The sequence below is a fragment of the Myroides guanonis genome (genome assembly GCF_900114085.1).
Classification (GTDB): domain Bacteria; phylum Bacteroidota; class Bacteroidia; order Flavobacteriales; family Flavobacteriaceae; genus Flavobacterium; species Flavobacterium guanonis.
In genome coordinates this window covers 57,383-82,795 of sequence record NZ_FORU01000003.1, presented here as the reverse complement: position 1 = coordinate 82,795, position 25,413 = coordinate 57,383, and the positions used below count along the sequence as shown (strand labels likewise).

Sequence of the window (25,413 nt, the reverse complement as noted above, 5' to 3'; positions counted from 1 at the left end):
CTGCAAATTTATGTAAAATACCATTAAAAAATAATGAAATCACCCGAAATTGACTTGCATAAAGAATTAAAGAGGTTTTTTGGATTCACTCAATTCAAAGGATTGCAAGAAGACGTTGTTAAAAGTATTATTACTGGGCAAAATACATTTGTTATTATGCCTACAGGAGGTGGGAAATCTCTCTGTTATCAACTGCCCGCATTGGTTTTGGAAGGAACAGCAATTGTTGTTTCACCGCTAATAGCTTTAATGAAGAATCAAGTTGACGCTCTCCGAAGTTTGTCGACAGAGTATGGAGTGGCTCATGTTTTAAATTCTTCTTTGACTAAAACAGAAATTAATTTAGTAAAAGAAGATATAAAAAGAGGGGTTACTAAGTTGCTTTATGTTGCTCCAGAATCTTTGACTAAAGAAGAGTATGTTAGCTTTCTACAAGGAGAGAAAATTTCTTTTGTAGCTATTGATGAGGCACATTGTATCTCTGAATGGGGGCATGACTTTAGACCTGAATATAGAAATCTTCGCAATATAATTCGTCAATTAGGAGATGTTCCAGTAATTGGATTAACTGCTACGGCAACTCCTAAAGTTCAAGAAGATATTTTGAAGAACCTTGAAATGGTTGATGCGAATGTTTTTAAGGCGTCTTTTAATAGACCTAATCTTTATTATGAAGTAAAACCTAAGACGAAAAGCATTGAATCTGATATTATTCGTTTTATAAATCAACACAAAGGAAAATCTGGTGTTATTTATTGTTTAAGTAGAAAAAAGGTAGAGGAGATTGCTAATGTGTTACAAGTTAATGGAGTTAGTGCGGTTCCTTATCATGCAGGTCTAGATGCTAAAACGAGAGCAAGGCATCAAGATATGTTTTTGATGGAAGATGTTGATGTGGTAGTTGCAACTATTGCATTTGGAATGGGGATTGACAAGCCGGATGTTCGTTTTGTAATTCATCACGATATTCCAAAATCCTTAGAGAGCTATTATCAGGAGACTGGAAGGGCTGGGCGAGATGGAGGAGAAGGTCATTGTATTGCTTATTATTCATATAAAGATATTGAGAAGTTAGAAAAGTTTATGTCTGGTAAGCCTATAGCTGAACAAGAAATTGGTTATGCTTTGCTTCAAGAGGTGGTTGCTTATTCTGAAACGTCTATGTCTCGAAGAAAGTTCTTGCTTCATTATTTCGGGGAAGAATTTGACGAGGTGAATGGTGATGGAGCGGATATGGATGATAATGTTAGGAATCCTAAGACAAAAGTAGAAGCTAAAGAGCAAGTGGTTATGCTTTTGAAAACAGTTAGGGATACCAAACAATTATATAAGACCAAGGAAATTGTTTATACTTTAGTAGGGAAGGTTAATGCTGTTATAAAGGCTCATAAAACGAATGTTTTGGAGTTGTTTGGTAAGGGATCTTCTCATGATGATAAATTTTGGACTGCACTAACGCGTCAAGTTTTAGTTGCAGGTTTGTTGCATAAGGATATTGAAAGCTATGGAGTTTTGCGCCTAACTCAGAAAGGAGTGGGGTTTATAGATAATCCAGAGTCATTTATGATGACTGAGGATCATGAGTTTGCAGATGATACTTCTTCTTATGATAGTGCATCTTCAAAAGCTAATAGTGTGGTTGATGAAGTGTTGATTGGTGTGTTAAAAGATCTTAGGAAGAAAGTGGCTAAAAAACTGGAGGTTCCTCCGTTTGTGGTTTTTCAAGACCCTTCTTTAGAGGATATGGCATTGAAGTATCCAATTACCATTGAGGAGATGGGGAATGTTCATGGGGTTAGTGATGGTAAGGCGAAAAAATATGGAAAAGAATTTATAGATGTTATCGCCGCTTACGTCGAAGAAAATGACATAATTAGACCAGATGATTTAGTGGTTAAGTCAACAGGTGTGAATTCTGCTTTGAAGTTATATATTATTCAGAGTGTGGATAGAAAGTTGTCTTTGGTAGATATTGCTTCAGCTAAAGGGTTGAGTATGGATGCGCTTTTGAAAGAGATGGAGCAGATTGTTTATGCAGGGACGAAGTTAAATATTGATTATTGGGTAGAGGATATGTTGGATGAAGAACAGCAGTCAGAAATCTATGATTACTTTATGGAATCTGAGACAGATGCAATCAAAACAGCTTTGGAGGAGTTTGATGGTGATTATGACACAGAAGAGTTAAGATTGGTTCGGATACAATTTATAAGTAAAGAAGCTAATTAGAAATATAAAAAAAGCTGTAATTTAAGAATTACAGCTTTTTTTATAGTGTTTTGCAATATCTTATGATATGCGTTCTCCTCGGTGTGGTTTTAGTATGTCTCTAAGTGTTCTCATTTCTTCTTCAGAGACCACCATGTAAGCAATGGAATGAAAGTCGGATAGTGTTTCATGACCGACTAACTCAATCGAAATGTTTTCTGTCGCAATATATTCTTTAAGGTGTATAAAGTGATGTTCTGCTGTTTTTTGTGCAGCTTCCCCTTTGAAATCCCAAATTAGTTTAATGTCTCTTTTCATAGTCAAGATTTAAAATGTAAAAGTAATATAAACTATCCATATGGGAATTGGGAAGAAAGAACTAAACCATTTCTTTTTTGTATTTTTGGTCAAAACAATATAATTTAAGGTATGAGTGTAGAAAGAGTTATACTGGTGGATGAATTGGATAACCCAATTGGGTTAATGGAAAAAATTGAAGCGCATGAGAAAGCATTGTTACATAGGGCTTTTTCTGTTTTTATATTAAATGAGAATAATGAGATAATGTTGCAGCAACGAGCAGCTGAAAAATATCATTCTCCTTTATTGTGGGCGAATACTTGTTGTAGTCATCAGAGAGAAGGTGAGTCGAATCTAGAAGCTGGACAAAGAAGACTTCAAGAAGAGATGGGTTTTGTAGTTCCTTTGAAAGAACTATTTCATTTTATTTACAAAGCTCCTTTTGATAATGGATTAACGGAGCATGAATTAGATCATGTTATGGTAGGTTATTATAACGAAAATCCTGAAATCAATCTAGAGGAAGTAGCAGATTGGAAATGGATGTCTCTGGAAGATATAAAGAGGGATATGAATGAAAATGCAGATCGTTATACGGCATGGTTTAAAATTATATTTTCTGAGTTCTATCATTTTATAGAGTCTCAAAAACAATAGTATATGAAGGTAACAGTAAGTAGAAAGGCGCATTTTAATGCAGCACATCGTTTGTATAGAAAAGATTGGACAGATGAGATGAATAATCGCGTTTTTGGTAAATGTAATAATCCTAATTTTCACGGGCATAATTATGAATTGATAGTACATGTTACTGGAGATATTGATGTTGAAACGGGGTTTGTTATGGATTTAAAGACTTTGTCTGATATTATATATGATGAAGTAGAGGTGGCTTTTGATCATAAAAACTTAAATTTAGATGTTGCTGAGTTTAGGGATTTGAATCCAACGGCAGAAAATATTGCTGTGGTTATCTGGAGTAAATTGAGGAAAAAGATTGATGATGATAAAAAAATTAAGGTAGAACTATACGAAACCGCAAGAAATTTTGTTTCCTTTGACGGAGATGAGTAAAAAAGGAATGACTTGTTATATTAATTCGTAACTTGCGCCTCTGTTTTTTATATAGAAAAAGACAAAACAATAGCCACAAAAGGCTCATTTTAGATAAGTAAAAATGAGTAATATTTATGAGTTTTAAAAAGTATCCAATAGTTTTCGAACCTATACTTAAAGATAGAATATGGGGAGGAACTAAGTTAAATAGTGTATTAGGGAAAAATCTAAAAGCCGAACAAGTAGGTGAGAGTTGGGAGATTTCTTTGGTGCCAGATAATATTAGCACTGTTGCAAACGGATGTTATAAAGGATTAAATCTAGAAGAGCTTTTATCTAAGTATCCTATTGAGATTTTGGGTGAATCAGTTTATAGCGTTTTTGGTAAACAGTTTCCTTTGTTGTTCAAGTTTTTGGATGCTAAAGAAGATTTGTCGATACAGTTGCATCCTAATGATGAATTGGCAAGAAAACGTCATGATTCTTTTGGTAAGACAGAAATGTGGTACGTGATGCAGGCTAATCCAGGTGCACGAATAGTGGTTGATTTCAAAGAAGGGGTTAATGAGGAGGATTATTTAAAACATATGGAGGCTAAGACTCTACCTTCAATTCTTAATGAAATACCGGTTAAAGAAGGTGATGTTTTTTTTATTGAGACTGGAACTGTTCATGCAATAGGGGCTGGTGTGTTGTTGGCAGAGATTCAGCAAGCTTCGGACATTACTTATAGAGTATATGATTGGGATCGTTTGGATAGTGATGGTAATTCTAGAGAACTTCATATTTCTCAAGCTTTAGAAGCTATCAATTATTCTCCTAAGAATGTTGAGTTGCACTATGAAAAGGAACTCAATAAAGATAATTTAGTGGTCGATTGTCCGTTTTTTACTGTTAATTATGTTCCTCTTTTAGGGACGTATATGCCAAATAAAAAACAAGATACGTTTTATCTCTATGTTTGTACAGAAGGTGCGTGTACAATTATCTTACTAGAGGAGGGTGAGAGTTTTTCATTTAAAAAAGGGGATACTATTTTAATGCCTGCTTCTTTAAATCAGTATAAGATACAAGGAGAGGCTACATTGTTAGAAATATTTATTTCTTAAACAATACTATGGTATTAAAGTTGTAGCTTTGCAAGCACAAATATTTAAAAGTTATTATAATGGCAAGTGTTAAAAATTTAAAAAAAGATATTCACTATGTATTGGGTGATATTATTCAAGCAGTATACATTCATGAATTAGCTGCAACTGAAGGGCCAACTGTTGAATCAAATGCTTTGATTGAAGAGGCTTTGACTGCTTTTGATTCTTTAGTAGAACGCATCAATGCGAAAAATGTTGAAAATAAAAAAGCACATTTCAATCAAATCTATAAAGATTTAGAAGTTGTTGCTGGAGGATTAGTTGAAAAATTAAACGCACTATAATTAAATTACGTTATTGTCACTAAGGTGATTTAATGTTTTTATTATAGGAGTTAAATTGTACTCCGTTAAGATATGAGCCTTCTTGTTTTAAGAGGGCTTTTTTTGTGGCTTTTAAGCACTTTTATTTGAAGGTAGGAGGAAGAAGGTTGATTTGTCAGGAAGCGGTCTGTAAACGGATTCTTTTCTATTATATGGTGTGATAGAGTAGGGAGTTGTGACTTTGTTTTTTAAGAGATAGAAATATTTTACTACATATGTTGTGAAGATAAAATATTTTTTATTTTTTTTAATTGGTATTTTATTGATTATCAAAAGTTAAGAAAATAAGGTCTATTTTTATTTGTAAAATGTTTGATTTTTGTTTGGATAGATTGAAAACTGTGCTATCTTTGCAATCGCAAAATGGGAGTTGCCGGTGTAGCTCAGCTGGCTAGAGCAGCTGATTTGTAATCAGCAGGTCGTGGGTTCGAGTCCCTCCACTGGCTCAGGTTTTAAATGTTTTTTTAATAAAAACTGTAAACTAAAGTCTTTAACAATTTTCATTTTGCCGGTGTAGCTCAGCTGGCTAGAGCAGCTGATTTGTAATCAGCAGGTCGTGGGTTCGAGTCCCTCCCACAAGCTGTAAAAGCTTCCTTGAAAAAGGGAGCTTTTTTTGTTTAATATTGTTTTGTTTATTTGAGGCTGTTTGTAGAGAAAAGTTTTTTCGGTATTGTAAAAAAAACTACATTTGTGGCTCGTTTAGAAAAACTAAGATTGTTTTTTTTTAGATAATGGCTACGTGGAGAAATTGGTAGACTCGCCATCTTGAGGGGGTGGTGTTGAAAGACGTGTCAGTTCGAATCTGATCGTAGTCACATTATTAAAACCTATTGACTTTTTAATTAAAAGTTGATAGGTTTTTTTTATACAACCTGTCTGGCACTTGTTTGATTGGATTTAAATAATCTTCTTTATTACACGAAGTTTGTGTGTGTGTCTGCCAGTATCTACGTTGTAGATTCCTAAGTGATCAAGTCTGTCTATTCTTACTTTTCCGTGTGCATGGATGATGTAGTTGTTTTCCATGATAATTCCTACATGTACAATGTTTCCTTCGTCATTATCAAAAAATGCTAAATCACCTACTTCGCTTTCTTCTATGAAGCTTAATGCTTCTCCAATTAATGATTGCTGTGATGCGTCTCTTGGTATAGAATAGCCGTTTAATTTATATACCATCTGGGTGAAGCCGGAGCAGTCAATTCCAAATGGGGTTTTACCTCCCCATAGGTATGGGGCATTTAAGTACATAAATGCGGTTTCTAATAAATTGGATTTGGGTTTTAGTCCTTGTGTGCTGTTTCCATCAAATTCGAACAGCTGTGTGTTTATTTTAGGTTTTGATAGATGGTTTAATAAGCTACCTAATGGAATAGGTAGTAAACTATGATTTGGAGAGCTTATGAAGTCTATCAGGTCTGCACTATAGATTGGGGTCTCTTTGTTTAGGTTTAAGTATTCTTCTTCTGTAATAGATTGGAATTGCTTATTGTCTATCCATCCTTGATATTTGTCAAAGCTTAGTTCTATTTTAGACCATTTTGGGGTTTGTTCTAAGATGGTGAAATATTCACCAAAAAGAACTTGGGTAACCATTTCACTTACGTCTGTGGGTTCTAATCTAAGTGGTACGATAGCAAGGTTGCAAATGGCAAACATAAAATTCTGATTTTATTACAAAAGTAAAAGATGAGTTTTGATTTCCAAAACTCATCTTTTATTAAATATTAAAAATAAAGTTTAACTAGATTCTTTCAATTACAATAGCAGAAGCGCCACCACCACCATTACAGATTGCAGCAGCTCCAGTTTTAGCATTGTTTTGTTCTAGAACGTTTAATAATGTAACTACTATACGAGCACCTGAGCATCCTAGTGGGTGACCTAATGCTACTGCTCCTCCATTAACGTTAACTTTATTGTTATCTAAGTTAAGGATTTTAGCATTTGCTAACCCAACAACTGCAAAAGCTTCGTTGAATTCAAAGAAATCTACATCACTAATTGAGATATTTGCTTTGTCTAGTGCTTTTGGAAGTGCTTTTGCTGGAGCAGTTGTAAACCATTCTGGTTCTTGTGCCGCATCAGCATATCCAGTAATGTAAGCTAATGGTTTTAGTCCAAGAGATTTTGCTTTTTCTTCACTCATTACTATTACTGCTGCTGCTCCGTCATTAATAGTCGATGCGTTTGCAGCTGTAACCGTTCCTTCTTTGGTGAAAGCTGGGTTAAGAGAAGCTACTTTTTCTAATTTAATATTAGTGAACTCTTCGTCTTTAGAAACGATGATAGGTTCACCTCTGCGTTGAGGTACTTCAACTGGAACAATTTCATTGTCGAATTTACCTTCTTCCCATGCTTTAGAAGAACGAGTATAAGATTGGATAGCAAAAGCGTCTTGTTCTTCACGAGTGATTTCGTATTTAGAAGCACATAGATCTGCAGAAACTCCCATAGCGTTATTGTCATATGCATCGGTTAGACCGTCTTTTTGCATTCCGTCTACTAAAGTTGATGGGCCAAATTTGTTTCCAGTTCTCATTTGAACGTAGTGAGGAATCATGCTCATGTTTTCCATACCACCTGCAACAATTACTTCAGCATCTCCTGCAGCGATTGCTTGAGCAGCCTGCATGATAGCTTTCATTCCAGAAGCACATACTTTATTAATAGTAGTACAAGGAACATTTTTTGATAATCCAGCAAATAATGCAGCTTGACGAGCTGGAGCTTGTCCAACTCCTGCTTGAACAACATTCCCCATTATTACTTCATCAACTAGATTTATATCTAAATTGATTTTGTCTAAAGCACCTTTTATAGCTGCTGCACCAAGCTTTGGAGCAGGAACTGTAGAAAGTGATCCCATAAAGCTCCCTATAGGAGTCCTTGCTGCTGAGACAATTACAATTTTTTTATTCATAATTAATAGTATTTAATAAGTTTGAACTGCGAATTTAGTGATTATACTGAAATAAACCTTATATTTGCAATCTTAAAAGTTCATATCACATAGTGCGTCATACTTGATTAACAGTAGCGAAAATAAAGTTTAAAAAATATTTAAACCCTATTTAGTTGAATGTTAATAGCTTTGCTGAGAGTTTTAAAAAAAGATTATTTTTTTTTAAAAAAAGCTTGCAAAGTATTAAAAGTAGTACTAGATTTGCAACCGCAAAAGAGAGTTAATCTCTAGAGCAAAAGCGGAGAGGTGCCGGAGTGGTAACGGAGCAGATTGCTAATCTGTCGACGGGTGACTGTCGCCAGGGTTCGAGTCCCTGTCTCTCCACTTGTTTTCGGGGTGTAGCGTAGCCCGGTCATCGCGCCTGGTTTGGGACCAGGAGGTCGCAGGTTCGAATCCTGCCACCCCGACAAAAAAATCCTAACAAAATAGTTAGGTCCAGTAGCTCAGCTGGATAGAGCAACTGCCTTCTAAGCAGTAGGTCCCAGGTTCGAATCCTGGCTGGATCACCACTAAAGCCCTTGATATTCAAGGGCTTTTTTGTTTTCTATACTTTCCGTTTTTCTTTAAAAATTCTCTTAAAGTGGGGCTTATGGGATTGTATAAATCAAAAGGTGTTTGAGAATGAGTTTTTTGCTCAATAAATGAGTAATAAAATATTAGGCTGTCTATTTATTAGGTAGTGTATCATTTGTACTTGTTTTCTCTGTTGGAGGTGCTCTCTAATGTTTTAATTTGCTTTTATGGACTATTTAATTTCTCGATTAGGGTAGAGTGTGGATAAGTCTAGTTCTTTTTTCTGAGTAAGTTGAATAGCTAAGAATTGATGGAATGCCAATTTTCTTCAGATCAATTCTGAATTTTCCTTTTAAATAGTGAGATTGTCCTGTAAGTCCTTTCTGAATCTTTCATTGTGTTAAGTTTTGTTGATTAGAACATTGTAATCATAGCTGCATAGTGGAAACTATTAATGATCCTATAGCGACTATTTCGATTTGATATTTATTGCTTCTCTCCGTTTTAAGGTACAATTTTTTTTGTAATTTATTCGTAATGAGTTTGATGAAATATTAGTCCTATAGTGTGGATTGTTGATGTAAAAATCATATATTTGAGTTTAACCTAAAATTCATTAATTATGAAAAAATTATTTTTATTGACCTTTGTCATGTTTTCGTTCGGCACTTTTGCTCAAAGTGGTGGGGGATTTAATCCAAACACATCAGTAACTCACATGATTATTGCTGATTTTATTCCTAAATGTACTGATGGGTCTCTATTGCCTATTCAGTTTTCAGGTGTAAAATATAAGCTGTCTTTTTATATGGGGCCAGATATTCATTGGTATGAGGGATCGGCTAGAGCTTATATTCAAGGTTATCTATGTGATAATGGTAAGTTTCCATCTACGGTAAAAGTATTGAGTGCTACTCCGATTCTTTATTGTCACACTTGTCCAGGAAATGACGATTTTTTTGTGGTTAGTGGTGCAGAATAGTAATATTGAGAAGTCCCTTTAGAGGGACTTCTTTTGGTTTAAAAGGGGTGTGCACTTGTAAAATAGTTATTAATAATCGATTCGTTTGTAATATGATAACTGATAATTTGCTACTTTTATTTTTTCTACATGATCTTCAGTTTACTTTATTGCTTTAATAATTCTTGTTAGATGAATTGTTTTTTCTGGTTTATCTCATGTGAAATCAGTTCTTATTTTTAAAAAACGATATTCTATATCTAACATGATTAATACTATTGTTGAGGTGAAATTTTAGTAGAAGGTCTATTATTAATAATATTATCAGACACCTCAAATCTTTTCTTTTTGAAAGATGATTCATCAAACAGGATTAATATCAAAAGTGAATCTGTTTTTAGATGGTTTATCAGAATATATTTCAATACTTTTTTACCTTTTAGTTTAAATTTATCGCTTAGAAATCAGAATTCTTCCTTCAAATATATTGCTGTGTTTACAAGGCTTTTACCTAAAAAAACCGTTAATTTGCGTAAATTTTTAATAAGTTAGTTTGAGTATGAATAGTAGGTATAAAGGCATTGTTAAAAGAGTCTTGTTGGTGTTGATTGGCCTTGTTGTTTTGTTATTAGGCCTGATGTTTATAGTCCCTAAACTTTTTATCGATAGGATAAATGATGAGGTAAGAGTTCTTATTAAAGAACAAATAAAAGGAGAGGTAGAGTTTGAAAGAATCGACTTGTCATTTTTTAAAGAGTTCCCTACTTTAACCGCTACTATTGAAAACCCTGTTATTGGAGGTGTTGTTTTAGATGAAACAATGACTGAACCAATGTTTGAAGCTAAATCATTGAGTTTAGGAATCGACTTGATGGGACTTTTTAAAAGTGCTTTGAACTTTGATAAAATCTTTATTGAAGAACCTTCTATTCGAATTTTAGTGACAGAAGAAGGATTAGCTAATTATGATATTTTCAATACACAAGATGAAAAAGAAGAATCAGAAGGGGCGTTTGATTTAAAAATTAATCAAATATACATTAAGAGTGCAAATGTTATTTACAATGATTTAGCAGGGAAAATAAGTTTTGTTGCAGATGATTTTGAATATGTTGGGAGCGGGAATATGAGTGATGCTGTTTTCGATCTAAAGAGTAAAGCACTTATTAAGTCATTTGATTTCAATTTTGATGGTGTTCACTACATAAAAGAAAAACCCATTGCAGCTGATTTAGAAACTACTGTAAATACTGAATCTTTGCGCTTTGGATTTAATCGAAGTGATATTAAAATTAAAGAGCTTCCAGTAAATTTTAAAGGATTTTTTGGATTTATAGAGAATGGGTATGATATGTTGTTCGACATTCAAACTACGAAGGCTAATCTAGTTGAATTGTTTTCACTAGTTCCTCCTGAATATCAAGAGTGGTTGGACAAAACAAAAATAGAAGGAAAAGTTGAAGCTAATTTTAAATTAGAAGGTAAGTATGTTATAGCAGATAGTTTAAGTCCTGACTTGGATTTTGGATTGACTATTGAAAATGGTTTCTTTCAACATGGGGAATTAAATAAGCCTTTAACTAATTTGAATTTCACGGCTAGTTTTAAAATGCCGAGTTTAGATTTTCAAAAGAATAGCATTGATATCCCATCCCTTTCTTTCAAGCTAAATGGAAAGGAAAGTAAATTACAATATCAATCTACTGGACTAGATCGTTTGGAACTTAAAACGGATGTTTCTGTTAATACCGATTTAGAGCTGTTTACAAAAGCGGTAGGATTAAAAGGTTTTGATATGAGTGGCGAATTACTCCTTGAGGGAACCGCAGAGGGTGTTTATACGAAAGGAATCCAAGAGAAGAAATATTTAAGGAAAACGGTTCGAGATACAATTATTGCTAGTATTCCTAAATTTGATTTTAATTTAAAACTCGATAAAGGTTATTTTAAATTCGAACAGCTACCTGAAGCGATAAAAGAGGTAAATCTAGATGTTACTGCTGTTGCTAAAGATTCGCTTATTAAAAACATAACAATTGACTTGGCTAACTTAGAGTTGTTGGCTATGGATAATCGAATCAATGCACAAGGAAAGATAAAGAATCTTCGAAATTTTGATATGGAAGGGTCTTTAAAGGCAAAAGTAGATTTAGATAATCTTAAACAATTTATGCCTATTGAAGGAATAGAGTTAAAAGGGTTAATAGATGTTGATGGTTCTATAAACGGTTCTTTTGAACCAAAAAGAAAAAGATATCCAATAGTCAACGTAGAATTCAAAATGGAGAATGGAATGATTAAGTTCGATCGTGTTCCAGATCTGCCAATTGAAGATATTCATATTCATACCATTGTTAATAGTAAAAGAGGGTCATTAAGAGATTTGACTATTAGAGTCTTGCCGATTAATTTTAAAATTGGAGGAGAACCTTTTGAGTTAGCAGCAAGTCTCTATAATTTAAATGACCTGAATTACAATGTTCGTTCAAAAGGAACATTAAACCTAGATAGTTTCTATAAGCTATTTAAGATAGAAGGACTTGATATTAAAGGGAAGTTGATAACTAACTTGTTTTTAAGTGGACTTCAAAGTGATGCTATAAATGGAAACTTTGACAAATTGAAAAATGGAGGTAGTTTTGAAGTATCGAATATATGGGTCGAATCTGACTTGTTTCCCAATCCACTTTGGGTTAAAAAAGGAAAGTTTAAATTCTTCAAAGAGAAAATGAAGTTTGAGCAGTTTGAAGCGCAATACGGTAGTTCTAAGTTTAGCATGAATGGATATTTAACTAACGTTATAGATTATATGTTCAATCAAGATACATTAAGAGGAGAGTTTAACTTAGAGACAGCCTATATGAATGTTGATGAATTTATGGTTTTTGCAGATCCGAAAAGCTCATCAAAATCAAGTACAAGTGTTTCATCGGCAGGTTCAGGTGTGATTCAAGTCCCATCAAATTTGAATATAAACTTTCATGCAAAAGCAGATAAGATAAAATACACAGACTATTTGTTGACAGATTTTACTGGAGACTTAAAGTTAGATGGTGGAAGAATAGTTTTAAAAGAAACTATTTTCGGACTAATTGGAACTAAAGTGAATATGTCTGGGGATTATAAGCCAGAAGGACTTAAAAAAGCATCATTTAACTATACTATTAAAGCATCCGAATTCGATATTCAACGAGCATATAATGAGATTGCTTTATTTAGAGAAATGGTAAGTATGGCAAAAGATGCTTATGGACAAGTTTCCTTAGACTATGCATTAGGCGGAGGATTAGATAAGAATATGATGCCAGTTATGAATAGCTTAAAAGGAGGGGGAACATTGAGTTTAGATAACATTCAATTTAAAGGATTTAAGCTTTTAGGTGCTATTGGTGAAAAAGCTGAAAGTTCTTCTTTTGAAAATGGAGAAGTATCTGATGTTGCTATTCTGTCTACTATTGAAGATAATGTTTTAACTATAGATAGAACCAAAATGAAAATGGCAGGGTTTAGACCTCGTTTTGAGGGACAAGTGAGTTTGGATGGTGAATTGAACATAGGATTGCGCTTAGGACTACCTCCGTTGGGAATCATTGGAGTACCAATGCGTATTACGGGGACATCAGATAATTTTAAAATTAAGATAGGTAGATACAAGCCAAGTGATGTTTTAGGAAAAACAGACTATGATGATGAAGATGACGCAGGTAGTGATGTTGAATCAATACACGACATACCACCTACATTGCCTGAAGAAACAGGAGTAGAGAAACAAGAAGCTTTGAATCCAAAGACTGAAGAAAGAGAGAATAGTCAAGTAATTTCTTCTGGTGAAAAGGAATAATGTTTAATTTTATTGTAGGAGCATCATTGCTTACAAATTATAGACAAGAATACAAAAGATATGAAAACCTATATCCCTATTAGTACAGCGGAAAAAAACCTTATTCTATCTGGTGATAAGAGCGAACCTTTACGTGTTTTACAAACTTCCGATGAACAAGATTTAATAGTTTTAAGAGCAGATAACTTAGAGTTAGATCCTAAAGATACTGTTTTGAAGGAGTTGATAAATCGTATGCTTCAAACGGTGACAGATGAAAACAAACCTGGAGTAGGAATTGCGGCACCACAAATAGGCATTAATAGAAGAGTGTTTTTGGCACAACGATTAGATAAGCCAGAACAACCTTTTGAATTTTTTGTAAACCCTGAAATAGTTTGGTATTCAAAGATATTAAGAAAGGGAGAAGAAGGTTGTTTGTCTATTGCAGAAGCCTATGATACAGTTTATAGAAGTTATGCCATTCAAATCACGTATTTTGACTTAGAGGGGAAACATTTTCAAGAAGTTGTAGAGGGTTTTACAGCTGTAATAATGCAACATGAAATGGACCATCTTAATGGGATATTATTTACAGATCATGTTGAAGAACAAAGAGAGAAGGAATATGAAGACGCTTCTACGAAAAATGTATTGGTATATTTAAAGTAGTTTGTATTGATAAATCTGTTTTTTATTGACTAGGAGGTTTAAATAAAAGAATTTAAATAGATTTACTTTTATAAAATTAGAATGCCCAAAATAGATTTGACTTTTTTGGGCATTTTTAATTAATAATAAAATTCTTTTGTAACGTTTCTTCTTTTTGTGTACTTACTTCTTAGAAAGAATAATTTAAAAGTCTTTGAATGATAAAGGACAATTATTTGTAGACTTATATAAAATAGAATAATCAATCTTAACCATACGTGGATAAAACTGTTGAACAAGATTTTTTTAAATCAGATACAACTACACAAGGGAATTTTATATAAAATGGATACAGTAGTTGAACAAGAACACCTATATCAAGAAATCTTGTATCAATTATGGAAATCGTATAAAAACTTTAAAGGAGATAGTAAGTTCTCAACCTGGATGTATAGAGTTTCCATTAACACCGCGATTTCTTATTTCAAAAGGATAAGAAGGCCTTTTTAAAGAAAAAGAGGCTGTCCAAAAAAGGGCAACCTCTTGATTTAAATTATATTATTTGATTCTAGAAAATTGAATACGAACAGAGTTGAGTATTGCAATTAGTGATACACCAACATCAGCAAAAATAGCCGCCCAAAGATTTGCTTCTCCCAATGCACCTAAAGCCAACACGATTACTTTTACACCAATGGCTAACGTAATGTTTTGAATTACGACTTTTCTCGTTTTCTTGCTTATTCTTATGGCTAGCGGAATACGACTCGGTTGGTCGTTTTGAATTACAATATCAGCGGTTTCAATGGCAGCATCACTACCTAAACCTCCCATTGCTAATCCCGCATCTGAAAGCGCTAATACAGGTGCATCATTGATTCCATCTCCTGTAAATGCTATTTTTCTTCCCTGTTTTTTTAGTTCTTCTACATGTCTAACTTTGTCATCAGGCAATAAGTTTCCAAAGGCAGTGTCTATGTTTAATTCTTTGGCAACTTTATCGACAATACTGGTTTTATCTCCACTTAACATAACCGTTTTAATACCCATGGCGTGAAGTTGTTCAATAGCTTCTTTGGAATCATCTTTAATTTCATCCGCTACTGTTATATAACCTGCATAAGTTTGGTTTATTCCAACAAGTACGATGGATTCCACGATATCTTTTACCTCGTCTGGATAAGTTATTCCAAACTTGTCTAAAAGCTTTGCATTTCCCGCTAAAATTGTTTTTCCGTCAATAGTACCCTTTAATCCATGTCCAGCAATCTCTTCAATCTCCTTTGCTTCGAATGAATTGTTTGGATATAGTTTTTTTACATAAGCTGTAATTGCAGTTGCAATCGGGTGTGTAGAATGCTCTTCTAAACTTGCTGCGAATACTAAGAGTTCTTCCTGTGAATAGTTCTTTGGATTTACCTCTTGAACGGTAAATACTCCTTTTGTCAGTGTTCCAGTTTTATCCATAACAACCGTATCGATTTCAGTCATAACATCTAAATAGTTACTCCCTTTAAAAAGAATACCGTTGCGCGAAGCGAGTCCAATTCCCCCAAAGTATCCTAATGGAACAGAGATTACCAAAGCACATGGACAAGATATTACCAAAAATACCAATCCTCTATAGAGCCAATCTTGAAAAACATAGTTCTCTACAAATAATGCAGGTGCAAATGTTAGTATAGTTGCGAGTAGTACTACTATTGGTGTGTATATTTTTGCAAATCGAGTAATAAATAACTGAGTCTTAGATTTTTTAGCCGTAGCATCTTGAATCATCGTAAGAATCTGTGATAGTTTAGTATCAGCATATGCAGCGGTTACTCTTACTTCACAAACAGTGTTGAGGTTAATCATTCCAGCTAAAACACTTTCCCCTGTTCTTTTTGTATCAGGTTTACTTTCTCCTGTTAGCGCTGCTGTGTCAAATGCGGCTTCTTTAGATAGTAATACACCATCTAAAGAAACTTTTTCTCCTACTTTGATTCTAATGATTTCATCTGTCTCAACTTCTTTTGGATCTACTACAATTGCTTCTCCATTTCGGATTACGGTAGTTTCATCTGAGCGAATATCTAAAAGCGCTTGGATACTTGATTTAGCTTTATTAGCTGCTGCCTCTTGAAATAATTCTCCTACAAAGTAAAAGAGCATTACCGCAACACCTTCGGAATATTCCCCAATGGCAAATGCTCCAATGGTGGCAATACTCATTAAGAAAAACTCATTAAATACCTCTCCTTTTAGTATGGATTTATATGCTTTAATAATAACAGATAGTCCAACATAAAGATAAGCGACTAAATACCAAGAGAATCGTAAGAAACCTTGAAAAAAGCTTATTTCTAATTGATCCATAACGATACCAGTAATCATTATAATAAAACTGATTATGCCGGGTAAGAAATCTTTAAATCCTAAAGTAGCTTCTTGTTCATCAAAGTTAATCTCATCATGGCTATGATCGTGTCCGTCATCCATAGAGTGTTTTTTATGATCTTTATGTCCATGATTGTGAACTTGAGAACGTTTTTTATTTTCTTTAAACATAATTAGCAGTTTTAAAAGTATATACAAATATACCGTCTCTAGAAACAATAGACTAGTGTCAATGGATGTTTGCAACGATGTTGCACTGCTTATCGTTGAACGTAATCTCGTTTAAAAATATACATAAGAGGAAAGCTTCTACATGCCATCCATACAGCAAAAGCAAACCAAACACTATATAGTTTAAAATCTAAATAATCAAATAGTAATAGGGTAGGGATGAAACCACAGAAGGTGGCAAAAAACAAGTTGTTTCTCAAAAGTTTAGCATCACCCATTCCTTTAAAAATCCCGTCATATATGTAGGCGAGCGTATTTATAGGCTGCATGATTAAGACAATCCAAAACACAGTAGTAAAAATGTGAATCACCTCTGGGTCTTGATTAAAAAGCAAGCCAATTGGTTTATAGAAAACAGCACATAATAAAATTAATACAACAGAAACTATGATAGAATATCGACTGATGCGTTTGCTTAAATTCCACAAACCCATATAATTATTTTGACCTACTAACTTTCCTGCCATTGCATTCCCCGCACTTGCATAACCGTCGATAAAGAAAGAAAAGAATAACCATATATTCATTAGAATACTTTGTGCGGCGATGTATTCTTTACCATAACCAGTTGCATAAGCATTTGCCATATATATTGCAATATTGAGAGTGGCTGTTCTGAGAATAAAGTTAAAGCTCATTATAATCAATGGCTTAAGAGAAGGGTTTATTTTTTTACGCAGTTTTAGAGTAAAAGGAGTTTTGTATAGATAGTAATAAAGAGCCATGGCAAACATTACAAATTGGGCAATTAAACTAGCATAGGCTGCACCTTTAAGATGCATTGCGGGAATAAAACCATCTATTCCAAAAACGAAAGCAAAGTCTAGAATCACATTTAAAAAAGCTCCTACTAAGCTACATTTCATAGCCCATAGGGTGTTTTGCAAACCTCTAAAAACACCATAAAGAGCAAATGTTATTAGTGTTAGCGGAAAGCCCAAAGCTCTTATATTATAGTAATCTACTGCATATTCTAATATTAAACCTTCCGCATTATAGGCTTTAAAGATTAAATTTGAAAATAGGGTAGTACTTATTAAAATTGCAATGCTGAGTATAAAATTAAAAGCAATGGCTTGAGGAACGAGGGTTTTTACAGCATAAATGCGATTGGCCCCCAAATGTTGTGAGACCGTTGCAGAAATGGAAGTTTTGGTTTGAGCGACCACCCAGATAATCGCTGTTAGAAAAGAACCCACCAAACCGGCAGCAGCCAATGCTTCGACTCCATTTTCTTTTATATTACCCACAATGGCAATATCAGTTAAAGAGATTACTGATTCTGAAATACCTGCAAAAATGGCTGGTATTGCTAAAGCATTGATGTTTTTGAACGAAATCTCTTTTCCCATTTCTCATTTTTAATTTCGAAGCAAACTTCGGGAAAATTAGCTAGAATAAAAAAGATCGCTGTAAAAGCGATCTTTAAAAAAACAATGGTAATAATCTAAAAACAACTAGAATCTCATTCCTAGGCCGAAACCTAATAACATAGGGTCTAGTTTTACTTTTGCAGGTATGTTTAGAGCTGCTCCACCATTAAGGTTAGAAGCATCTACTGTAACATCTGTTTCTAAGAATAGTTTTTTGAAATCTAGATTGATAAAGAATTTGTCGCTTAAATCAATGTCAAAACCTATTTGAAAACCATAACCAAATGCGTTGTCATAAGTAATGCCATTTGCTACTCCTGATTTTTCATTGTAAAAAACAGTATAGTTAGCCCCAACTCCAACATAAGGTTTGAAAACCTCTCCTGCTTGAAGGTGATATTGAATCATTAAAGTAGGAGGAAGTAAGTAAACCGAACCTAAGTCTAAATCACCGACTGCAGTTTTATTTGCCTCAACAGAATGTTTTGTAGTTCCTAATATTAATTCTGCTGCAATGTTTTTTGTAAAAAAGTAAGTGAAATCTAATTCAGGAATAAAGTTGTTTGAAACATCGATATTTCCTCCAATAACACCAATATCTGCTCGATTGTGTGGAATTACTCCGACTCCTCTAAGGCGCATTTGCCATCTGTCAAATTCCTTTTCTGAATTCTCTTTTTCTTGTGCGAATCCTGTACCTATTGTAAATAAGCACAAGCTAATTGCTGTCAAAATAATTTTCTTCATAGCGAATTTTTTTAATTTGATGTAAAATTATAGCCAGCCCATTTAATAACATATGATAATTGTCATAGTGTATAAATAATTAAAAAAGACTGCTTCGAAAAGTCATGTAAGATCAAGCGTTTTCATTTTAAAAGACTCTCTTTTTTCGAATTTTATATTTATTGAATTGTAGAATATTCTGTAACTTTAGGGATAAAAGAATTCATTATGAAAAAGACATTAGTTATAGGAGCTTCTACAAATCCTGAAAGATATTCGTTTAAAGCGATTTCTATGCTTAGAGAGTTTAGACACCCAGTTGTAGCAATTGGACTCAAAAAAGGTGAAGTAGCAGGTGTGTCGATTGAAACAGAACCCCTTTCGTTCGAAGGAGTTGATACAGTTACACTCTATTTAAATCCCAAAAGACAAGTGGATTATTATGATTATGTCTTAAGTCTAAAACCAAAACGAGTGGTGTTTAATCCAGGTACTGAAAATCCTGAGTTCTATAAAAAATTAGATGAAAAGGGTATATCTTATATAGAAGCCTGTACTTTGGTTCTATTGCGTATTGGACAGTATTGATTAGGAGATAAAAATTAGGTACAGAGGACAACAGTTTACTATTTTCCATTGGCTTCGTTATCCAAAGTGAGTCTAGTGGGGAGGTTGTGTCATTGGATAATTGAAAGTAGAACTGTTTTTATTCTCACTAGTCATTACGGGCTTGACCCGCAATCTCAATTATTTCTGTTCAGACATCATTCTCTTACTACTCACAAGAAGCAAAAGAAACGTAATACTTCCATTTACTATGATGAGTTCATTGTCGAAGACATAGTTGCCAAAAAGGATGTTTGAATTGCTGCTTATCCAAAGTGTGATTAGGGGAGAAACGATACAAATAGCAGGGACAAGAACGTCGCGAACTCGTCTGTGTTTAAAGAATATCGCAAATGCAAATAAACCTAATAGTGGACCATAAGTATAAGAGGCTATTTTGAAAATCATACTGACTACAGAAGCGTCATTGATGATATTAAAGATGATTATTACCAAAAACATTAAGAAAGAAAAACTAAGGTGTACCCATTTTCTTTTCCAAACATTAGATGTCTTATGAACATTTTCTGGTTTATCCATTCCTAAGAAATCAATACAAAAAGAGGTGGTTAAGGCCGTAAGAGCTGAATCGGTTGTCGCGAAAGTAGCTGCCGTTAGACCAAGTAAGAATATAATGGAAGGAATTAAACTTAAGTGGTTGAAGGCTATTTCCGGGAAAAGTAAATCTGTTCGCGGTTTTCCTGTAATGGTATCTACTGGAACTTCTATTCCTTTCTGAGAGGCATAAACATATAATAAAGCTCCAACACCTAAAAAGAATAGGTTGATTACTACAAAAATGGCAGTGAAAGAATACATGTTTTTTTGTGCTTCTTTTATGTTTTTACAACTTAAATTCTTTTGCATCAAATCTTGATCTAAACCTACCATTGCTAGAGTAACAAAAACACCCCCTAGAAACTGTTTGACAAAATGGTATTTACTTCCCATAAAATCTTCAAAGAAAAACACCTTTGAATAGTTGCTTTCTTTAATAGTTTCGAAGGCTTCAAGCGCATTCAAATCAAGGCTGTGACAAATGAAAATTATGGTAAAAATAACCGATGATACCAAGAAAAATGTCTGTAGCGTATCGGTGATTATAATGGTTTTCAAACCTCCTTTATAGGTATAAGCATAAATCAATGCAAGTGCTAAAAGAACAGTTGCAAAAAATGGAACTCCAAAATGGTCAAATACATAGCGTTGGAGAACAATAACCACTAGATAAAGTCTAAAGGCAGATCCGATAGTTCGACTGAGTAAGAAGATAGTAGCGGCTGATTTATAGCTGTAATAACCTAGCTTTTGCTCTATATAAGTGTAAATAGATACTAAATTATATTTGTAATATAGCGGAAGTAAAACTGTAGCTGTAATTAGAAAACCTACAGCATTACCAAGTATGAATTGAAAGTATTTAAATTGCTCTCCACTTGGAGCACCAACTTCTCCAGGCACTGATATGAAAGTAACGCCTGAAAGCGCTGTTCCGATCATTCCAAAAGCAACCAAATACCACTTGGCATTTCTATTTGCCATAAAAAAAGCATCGTTACTACTGTCCTTTCGACTGATGAAATGCGATATAAACAATAGCATTCCGAAATAAATAACAATGATTAAAATAATGGTGGTTGGTGTCATAGCGGTTTTTCTAATGTCAATTCTCAAAAATACTTATTTTTAAGGTGTATAGTAGGCTTTTCTGCATTTTTGTGTTTCTGAATTCTTCTAGCTTAAAATCGGAGATTGGAAGGGAGTATACAAGATAGAGTTTCGAGTTTTTAATTATCTTTGCAGCATGGAATTTCCTTCAAAATTATTAGAAAAAGCAGTAGACGAAATGTCGCAACTTCCTGGAGTTGGGAAAAGAACTGCTTTGCGATTGATGTTGCATTTATTAAAGCAGAATCCAGATCGAACTACACATCTTGCCGAAGCACTTATGAAGATGAGACACGATATTAAGTTCTGTAAAAGTTGTTTTACAATTTCGGATATAGATATGTGTGATATTTGCTCAAATAATCACCGTGATCATCAGACTATTTGTGTAGTGGAAGATGTACGTGATGTTATGGCATTGGAGAATACACAATTGTATAAAGGTGTTTACCACGTGTTAGGTGGAAAGATCTCTCCGATGGATGGGATTGGTCCAAGTCAGTTAAATATTACTTCATTAGTAGAAAAAGTAAAAGCAGGTAATGTAAAAGAGATTATTTTTGCATTAAGTTCTACTATGGAAGGAGATACTACTAATTTTTATATTTTTAAGCAGATAAAAGATTGTAATATCATCACTTCTACTATCGCTAGAGGAATAGCGGTGGGAGATGAATTGGAATATGCTGATGAGGTCACTCTTGGAAGAAGTTTGATGTATAGGGTTCCATTTGAGAATGCTTTTAAAAATGTTTAAAAAATTATATAAACTGGAACCATCCTTATTAAGGATGGTTTTTTGTTTCTAGTAGGTAGTGTAGGATAGAGGAGGTTATAGTGAAATAATAAAACACACTAAATATTTTATTAGACAAGTCTAATTTTGTAATTTTGCAGAACTAAAACATAAGCAATGTTATTGTCTGCATTAAAGAAAGGTGAGAAGTCGAGAATAGTTAGTATAGATACTAACTGCACAAACGAGGTCTATCAACGTTTTTTGGATTTGGGTTTTGTGCCTGGTGCTTTGGTGGAATTACAAAACATAAGTCCCTTGGGAGATCCAATGGCTTTTATGATTCATAATACCCTGATTTCTTTGAGAAAAATAGATGCAGATAAAATTATTGTTGAGAATGGAAAGGAGGAAACATCATGCTAAAAAATGCTTGTGAGGTTTGTGAACTTAATACTACTTCGGATTTACGTCCATTAGGGGAGAGTTCTTCTAAATATGATTATACCATTGCTTTAGCGGGAAATCCAAATACAGGAAAAAGCACCATTTTTAATGCTTTAACTGGCTTAAAACAACATACGGGAAACTGGCCTGGAAAGACCGTAAGCAGTGCTAAAGGAAATTTTTCTTATAAAGAACACGAATATCAATTGGTTGATTTACCAGGAACTTATTCTTTGCTTTCTAACTCGGAAGATGAAGAAGTCGCGAGAGATTATATTCTGTTTGGTAAGCCAGATGTTACGGTAGTAGTAGTGGATGCAGGAAGATTAGAACGTCATTTGAGCTTGGTTCTACAGATTCAAGAAATCACCTCAAAAGTGGTGGTTTGTTTGAATTTAATAGATGAAGCAACTAGACATGGAGTAGTGGTTGATGTGCGTAGTTTATCTAAAGATTTAGGAGTCCCTGTGATTGCTACTTCTGCTAGAAAAAAAGAAGGAATTTCCGATTTATTATTGGCAATACATCAAGTGGCTACTGGTAAAATAGTACCAGAGAAACATGAAATAAAAGGTATTCCGAGTGAAATGCAAAAAGCGTTATATGAGGTGAGTAATGCTTTGTATAGCTTAGATAATACATTGCCAAGTCGTTCTTGGTTAGCAATGAGATTGCTTCAGAATGATGAGAGCATTAGTACAGCCTTGAGCTCTGGGAAGCTTTCTACGAAAATAAATAAGGATAACTTTCGACCGGTTTTAGATTTAGCTATTGCTTATAGAGCTGAAGATGGTATGCAGTATTCAAGAAAGTTTTCAGAGGCTATCTTCAATACCGTTTTTAAAATAGTTAAGACCACCGTACAATCCGATGAACAACAGAGAGCCTTTAGAGTGGACCGTGCTATTGATAATATAGTGACGAGTAAGTATTGGGGGTTTCCAATAATGCTCTTAATGCTTGGTGGAATATTGTGGTTAACTATTATAGGGTCTAATTACCCATCTAGTGCATTATCTTATCTCTTGTTGGATCAGTTATACCCCTTGCTGAAAGAAGGGGCTGTTTCTATTGGTTTTCCTTGGTGGTTGAGTGGATTTTTAATTGATGGAGTGTATTTAGCTACAGCGTGGGTTGTAGCGGTTATGTTACCTCCGATGGCTATTTTCTTTCCGCTTTTTACCCTTTTAGAAGATTTTGGATATCTTCCTAGGGTTGCTTTTAATCTAGACCGTATTTTTAACAAAGCTGGAGCTCATGGTAAGCAAGCTTTAACTATGAGTATGGGATTTGGATGTAATGCAGCTGGTGTTGTTGCTACTCGTATTATCAATAGTCCACGTGAGAAATTGATTGCTATTATTACTAATAATTTTTCTTTGTGTAACGGACGTTGGCCTACTCAGATATTAATGGCAACTATTTTTATAGGAGCATTGGCGCCTAGTTATATGTCACATACAATTTCTACTTTAGCTGTTATTGCAATTGTAGTGTTGGGAATTGGATTTACATTTTTTACATCGTGGATGTTGTCTAAAACCTTGCTTAAAGGGCAGTCTTCGTTTTTTACATTGGAATTACCACCATATAGACCGCCTTCCGTTCTTCAGACTATTTATACTTCTCTGATCGATAGAACTCTAATTGTTCTTTGGAGAGCTATTGTATTTGCAGCTCCAGCGGGTGCAATTATTTGGTTGATTAGCAATTTGCATATAGGAGACACGAGTATTGCAGTTTGGGCAATTGATGCCTTAAATCCAATCGCTGTAATTATAGGATTAAATGGAGTGATACTTTTAGCCTATGTATTGGCTATTCCTGCGAATGAAATTGTGATTCCAACAATCCTCATGTTAACGGCTATGACTCTTGGAGATGCTACTTTAGGTGAAGGAGCTGGTGTGATGTTTGAAGTGTCTGATGGAGAAATAGCTAACATACTTAAAATGGCAGGGTGGACGACCTTAACAGGGATCAATTTAATGCTGTTTAGCTTGTTACACAATCCTTGTAGTACTACAATCTATACAATTTATAAAGAAACCAATAGCCTTAAATGGACAACAGTTGCTACTTTTTTACCTATTGTATATGGAGTATTGGTTTGCTTTCTAGTAACAGTTGCTTGGAACTTTTTTAGTTAATCTATATTGATGACGATAAAAAATAATTATATAAAAACAGGCTGTACGATGTTATTCATACAGCCTGTTTTGTTTTAAATATTCACTTTATAATAAAGAGTAATAAGTGTGAAATTGTTATTTTTTGAACAATGAAATTCCTAGTTTATTAGAAAGGTCTTCTAAGATTTTAGAACCTATTAAAGAATTTCCATGAGAATCTAAAGCAGGACTAAAAACAGCAATTCCATATCCTGTTTTCGGGTCAGCAGCAATGATTCCTCCCCCAACACCAGATTTTGACGGTATGCCTATTTTTCTAGAATAAGCACCACTGTAATCATACATTCCTGCGGTTAGCATTTGTGAAAGTAGTAGTTCACTAATTGAACTGTTTTTGTATTTGTTGTCTCCGTCAAATCGAGTACATTCATTTGCAAAGAAATAAGCGATTTTAGCCAAATCTTCTGTATCTATTTCTATAGAACATTGCTTAAAATAGTTGTTTAAAGCCTCTTCGTCTTTGTCTATTAATTCTTTGTTTTTCAATAGGTGAAACATACCTCTGTTGCGATGTCCTGTTTCTTTCTCGGATAAATAGACTGCTTGATTTATTTTAATAGTGTTGTTGTTTGTAATGTATCGAATGCGTTCTAGTATGCGTTGGTAGCCTTCGTCTCCTTCTCCTTTAATCATCGCTGTGGTTACTAAAGCACCTGCATTCATCATTGGATTCAAGGGTGTTGGCATGGTTTCTAAATGCGCGAATTCATTAAAGGCTAAACTAGTTCCATAATAACCTACGCGCTCAAAGACCTTTTCTTCTCCCCAATCTTCGACCGCTATCATTAAGGCTATCAATTTTGATATACTCTGTACTGTGAATTTTTCTTTGTAATCACCAGCTTTGTAAATAACACCTTTTGGACCTAACACACATACACTTATAGCTTGCGAGTTTGCTTTTGCTAATTCAGGTATGTAATCGGCTACTTTTCCCTGATTCAAATAGGAACTATTGTCTTTTATTACTTTTTCTAAGTAAGTGTTAGATAGTTTAGTTGGAGTGTTTTGCGCAATTATTGTAAAGCTCGAAAGAGCTGTTGCAAACACAAAAGCTTTAAAAATGGTTGGTTTCATATAAATAGCATAAGGAGTTTGGAAAAGTAA

21 protein-coding genes and 6 tRNA genes are annotated in these 25,413 nt (G+C 34.0%); 19 read left to right on the top strand and 8 right to left on the bottom strand.

Annotation, left to right across the window (positions count from 1 at the left end; genetic code table 11):
* Window positions 1-33: 33 nt before the first annotated feature.
* Window positions 34-2,229, top strand: coding sequence for an ATP-dependent DNA helicase RecQ (locus BM024_RS03870; protein ID WP_090678146.1), 2,196 nt, complete (start codon window positions 34-36; stop codon window positions 2,227-2,229).
* Window positions 2,230-2,289: 60 nt separating this feature from the next.
* Here BM024_RS03870 and BM024_RS03865 read toward each other — a convergent pair whose 3' ends face one another.
* Window positions 2,290-2,526 (bottom strand): hypothetical protein, encoded by a 237-nt coding sequence (locus tag BM024_RS03865; protein WP_090678145.1) that lies wholly within the window; start codon window positions 2,524-2,526, stop codon window positions 2,290-2,292.
* A gap of 111 nt (window positions 2,527-2,637) precedes the next feature.
* Here BM024_RS03865 and idi point away from each other — a divergent pair, with 111 nt between their 5' ends.
* The 7 genes from idi to BM024_RS03830 all read left to right on the top strand — a co-directional run bounded on the left by idi (window position 2,638) and on the right by BM024_RS03830 (window position 5,853).
* Entirely contained in the window at window positions 2,638-3,165 is a 528-nt protein-coding gene (idi, locus tag BM024_RS03860; RefSeq protein WP_090678144.1) for an isopentenyl-diphosphate Delta-isomerase, read from the top strand.
* A gap of 3 nt (window positions 3,166-3,168) precedes the next feature.
* Window positions 3,169-3,582 (top strand): 6-pyruvoyl trahydropterin synthase family protein, encoded by a 414-nt coding sequence (locus tag BM024_RS03855; RefSeq protein WP_090678143.1) that lies wholly within the window; start codon window positions 3,169-3,171, stop codon window positions 3,580-3,582.
* Window positions 3,583-3,698: 116 nt separating this feature from the next.
* Window positions 3,699-4,673 carry a type I phosphomannose isomerase catalytic subunit gene (locus tag BM024_RS03850; protein ID WP_090678142.1) on the top strand — a complete coding sequence of 325 codons (975 nt, stop codon included), beginning with the start codon at window positions 3,699-3,701 and terminating at the stop codon, window positions 4,671-4,673.
* A gap of 59 nt (window positions 4,674-4,732) precedes the next feature.
* Window positions 4,733-4,999: a hypothetical protein gene (locus BM024_RS03845; protein ID WP_090678141.1), complete on the top strand. Its 267-nt coding sequence runs from the start codon at window positions 4,733-4,735 to the stop codon at window positions 4,997-4,999.
* A gap of 411 nt (window positions 5,000-5,410) precedes the next feature.
* Window positions 5,411-5,484: transfer RNA gene (locus BM024_RS03840), tRNA-Thr, on the top strand.
* 65 nt (window positions 5,485-5,549) lie between these two features.
* Window positions 5,550-5,616 (top strand) — tRNA-Thr (locus BM024_RS03835).
* A gap of 155 nt (window positions 5,617-5,771) precedes the next feature.
* Window positions 5,772-5,853 (top strand) — tRNA-Leu (locus tag BM024_RS03830).
* A gap of 82 nt (window positions 5,854-5,935) precedes the next feature.
* Here the strand turns inward: BM024_RS03830 and BM024_RS03825 are convergent.
* Together BM024_RS03825 and BM024_RS03820 are read right to left on the bottom strand one after the other, a co-directional pair.
* Window positions 5,936-6,697, bottom strand: a complete 762-nt coding sequence (locus tag BM024_RS03825) for a C40 family peptidase (RefSeq protein WP_090678140.1) — start codon at window positions 6,695-6,697, stop codon at window positions 5,936-5,938.
* Window positions 6,698-6,782: 85 nt separating this feature from the next.
* On the bottom strand, window positions 6,783-7,961 hold the full coding sequence (locus BM024_RS03820; protein WP_090678139.1) for an acetyl-CoA C-acyltransferase: 1,179 nt from the start codon (window positions 7,959-7,961) through the stop codon (window positions 6,783-6,785).
* Window positions 7,962-8,243: 282 nt separating this feature from the next.
* Between BM024_RS03820 and BM024_RS03815 the strand changes: the two genes are divergently transcribed.
* The 7 genes from BM024_RS03815 to BM024_RS03785 all read left to right on the top strand — a co-directional run bounded on the left by BM024_RS03815 (window position 8,244) and on the right by BM024_RS03785 (window position 14,458).
* Window positions 8,244-8,327, top strand: a tRNA-Ser gene (locus tag BM024_RS03815).
* Between the two features lie 8 nt (window positions 8,328-8,335).
* Window positions 8,336-8,410: transfer RNA gene (locus BM024_RS03810), tRNA-Pro, on the top strand.
* A 25-nt stretch (window positions 8,411-8,435) separates the two neighbouring features.
* A tRNA-Arg gene (locus BM024_RS03805) sits at window positions 8,436-8,512 on the top strand.
* 626 nt (window positions 8,513-9,138) lie between these two features.
* Window positions 9,139-9,498 carry a hypothetical protein gene (locus BM024_RS03800; RefSeq protein ID WP_090678138.1) on the top strand — a complete coding sequence of 120 codons (360 nt, stop codon included), beginning with the start codon at window positions 9,139-9,141 and terminating at the stop codon, window positions 9,496-9,498.
* 538 nt (window positions 9,499-10,036) lie between these two features.
* On the top strand, window positions 10,037-13,318 hold the full coding sequence (locus BM024_RS03795; protein WP_090678137.1) for an AsmA family protein: 3,282 nt from the start codon (window positions 10,037-10,039) through the stop codon (window positions 13,316-13,318).
* A gap of 60 nt (window positions 13,319-13,378) precedes the next feature.
* Window positions 13,379-13,969: a peptide deformylase gene (gene def / locus BM024_RS03790; protein WP_090678136.1), complete on the top strand. Its 591-nt coding sequence runs from the start codon at window positions 13,379-13,381 to the stop codon at window positions 13,967-13,969.
* 324 nt (window positions 13,970-14,293) lie between these two features.
* Window positions 14,294-14,458: an RNA polymerase sigma factor gene (locus BM024_RS03785; protein WP_090678135.1), complete on the top strand. Its 165-nt coding sequence runs from the start codon at window positions 14,294-14,296 to the stop codon at window positions 14,456-14,458.
* Between the two features lie 48 nt (window positions 14,459-14,506).
* On the opposite strand, the gene BM024_RS03780 is transcribed toward BM024_RS03785, so the two are convergent.
* The 3 genes from BM024_RS03780 to BM024_RS03770 all read right to left on the bottom strand — a co-directional run bounded on the left by BM024_RS03780 (window position 14,507) and on the right by BM024_RS03770 (window position 18,678).
* On the bottom strand, window positions 14,507-16,498 hold the full coding sequence (locus BM024_RS03780; RefSeq protein WP_090678134.1) for a heavy metal translocating P-type ATPase: 1,992 nt from the start codon (window positions 16,496-16,498) through the stop codon (window positions 14,507-14,509).
* Between the two features lie 89 nt (window positions 16,499-16,587).
* Complete coding sequence (locus BM024_RS03775; protein ID WP_090678133.1) at window positions 16,588-17,910, bottom strand: MATE family efflux transporter; 1,323 nt, start codon at window positions 17,908-17,910, stop codon at window positions 16,588-16,590.
* Between the two features lie 105 nt (window positions 17,911-18,015).
* The gene (locus BM024_RS03770) at window positions 18,016-18,678 is read right to left on the bottom strand and encodes an OmpW/AlkL family protein (RefSeq protein WP_090678132.1); all 663 of its coding nucleotides are present in this window, start codon (window positions 18,676-18,678) and stop codon (window positions 18,016-18,018) included.
* Between the two features lie 207 nt (window positions 18,679-18,885).
* Here BM024_RS03770 and BM024_RS03765 point away from each other — a divergent pair, with 207 nt between their 5' ends.
* Complete coding sequence (locus BM024_RS03765) at window positions 18,886-19,245, top strand: CoA-binding protein (RefSeq protein WP_090678131.1); 360 nt, start codon at window positions 18,886-18,888, stop codon at window positions 19,243-19,245.
* Between the two features lie 159 nt (window positions 19,246-19,404).
* Here BM024_RS03765 and BM024_RS03760 read toward each other — a convergent pair whose 3' ends face one another.
* On the bottom strand, window positions 19,405-20,910 hold the full coding sequence (locus BM024_RS03760) for a sodium:solute symporter (protein WP_090678130.1): 1,506 nt from the start codon (window positions 20,908-20,910) through the stop codon (window positions 19,405-19,407).
* 157 nt (window positions 20,911-21,067) lie between these two features.
* Between BM024_RS03760 and recR the strand changes: the two genes are divergently transcribed.
* From recR to feoB, 3 genes are all read left to right on the top strand, one after another.
* A complete protein-coding gene (gene recR, locus BM024_RS03755) occupies window positions 21,068-21,688 on the top strand; it encodes a recombination mediator RecR (RefSeq protein ID WP_090678129.1) in 621 nt (206 codons plus the stop codon).
* Window positions 21,689-21,844: 156 nt separating this feature from the next.
* Entirely contained in the window at window positions 21,845-22,093 is a 249-nt protein-coding gene (locus tag BM024_RS03750; RefSeq protein WP_090678128.1) for a FeoA family protein, read from the top strand.
* Window positions 22,087-24,264 (top strand): ferrous iron transport protein B, encoded by a 2,178-nt coding sequence (gene feoB, locus BM024_RS03745; RefSeq protein WP_090678127.1) that lies wholly within the window; start codon window positions 22,087-22,089, stop codon window positions 24,262-24,264. The genes BM024_RS03750 and feoB overlap by 7 nt, the downstream gene beginning before the upstream one ends.
* Window positions 24,265-24,381: 117 nt before the next feature.
* Here feoB and glsA read toward each other — a convergent pair whose 3' ends face one another.
* On the bottom strand, window positions 24,382-25,383 hold the full coding sequence (glsA, locus tag BM024_RS03740; protein WP_090678126.1) for a glutaminase A: 1,002 nt from the start codon (window positions 25,381-25,383) through the stop codon (window positions 24,382-24,384).
* Window positions 25,384-25,413: the final 30 nt, after the last annotated feature.

Bases quoted from the DNA above. Each gene is read 5' to 3' on its own strand.
- BM024_RS03870 (WP_090678146.1), top strand. From the start codon at position 34: ATGAAATCACCCGAAATTGACTTGCATAAAGAATTAAAGAGGTTTTTT.
- BM024_RS03865 (WP_090678145.1), bottom strand. From the start codon at position 2,526: ATGAAAAGAGACATTAAACTAATTTGGGATTTCAAAGGGGAAGCTGCA.
- idi (WP_090678144.1), top strand. From the start codon at position 2,638: ATGAGTGTAGAAAGAGTTATACTGGTGGATGAATTGGATAACCCAATT.
- BM024_RS03855 (WP_090678143.1), top strand. From the start codon at position 3,169: ATGAAGGTAACAGTAAGTAGAAAGGCGCATTTTAATGCAGCACATCGT.
- BM024_RS03850 (WP_090678142.1), top strand. From the start codon at position 3,699: ATGAGTTTTAAAAAGTATCCAATAGTTTTCGAACCTATACTTAAAGAT.
- BM024_RS03845 (WP_090678141.1), top strand. From the start codon at position 4,733: ATGGCAAGTGTTAAAAATTTAAAAAAAGATATTCACTATGTATTGGGT.
- BM024_RS03825 (WP_090678140.1), bottom strand. From the start codon at position 6,697: ATGTTTGCCATTTGCAACCTTGCTATCGTACCACTTAGATTAGAACCC.
- BM024_RS03820 (WP_090678139.1), bottom strand. From the start codon at position 7,961: ATGAATAAAAAAATTGTAATTGTCTCAGCAGCAAGGACTCCTATAGGG.
- BM024_RS03800 (WP_090678138.1), top strand. From the start codon at position 9,139: ATGAAAAAATTATTTTTATTGACCTTTGTCATGTTTTCGTTCGGCACT.
- BM024_RS03795 (WP_090678137.1), top strand. From the start codon at position 10,037: ATGAATAGTAGGTATAAAGGCATTGTTAAAAGAGTCTTGTTGGTGTTG.
- def (WP_090678136.1), top strand. From the start codon at position 13,379: ATGAAAACCTATATCCCTATTAGTACAGCGGAAAAAAACCTTATTCTA.
- BM024_RS03785 (WP_090678135.1), top strand. From the start codon at position 14,294: ATGGATACAGTAGTTGAACAAGAACACCTATATCAAGAAATCTTGTAT.
- BM024_RS03780 (WP_090678134.1), bottom strand. From the start codon at position 16,498: ATGTTTAAAGAAAATAAAAAACGTTCTCAAGTTCACAATCATGGACAT.
- BM024_RS03775 (WP_090678133.1), bottom strand. From the start codon at position 17,910: ATGGGAAAAGAGATTTCGTTCAAAAACATCAATGCTTTAGCAATACCA.
- BM024_RS03770 (WP_090678132.1), bottom strand. From the start codon at position 18,678: ATGAAGAAAATTATTTTGACAGCAATTAGCTTGTGCTTATTTACAATA.
- BM024_RS03765 (WP_090678131.1), top strand. From the start codon at position 18,886: ATGAAAAAGACATTAGTTATAGGAGCTTCTACAAATCCTGAAAGATAT.
- BM024_RS03760 (WP_090678130.1), bottom strand. From the start codon at position 20,910: ATGACACCAACCACCATTATTTTAATCATTGTTATTTATTTCGGAATG.
- recR (WP_090678129.1), top strand. From the start codon at position 21,068: ATGGAATTTCCTTCAAAATTATTAGAAAAAGCAGTAGACGAAATGTCG.
- BM024_RS03750 (WP_090678128.1), top strand. From the start codon at position 21,845: ATGTTATTGTCTGCATTAAAGAAAGGTGAGAAGTCGAGAATAGTTAGT.
- feoB (WP_090678127.1), top strand. From the start codon at position 22,087: ATGCTAAAAAATGCTTGTGAGGTTTGTGAACTTAATACTACTTCGGAT.
- glsA (WP_090678126.1), bottom strand. From the start codon at position 25,383: ATGAAACCAACCATTTTTAAAGCTTTTGTGTTTGCAACAGCTCTTTCG.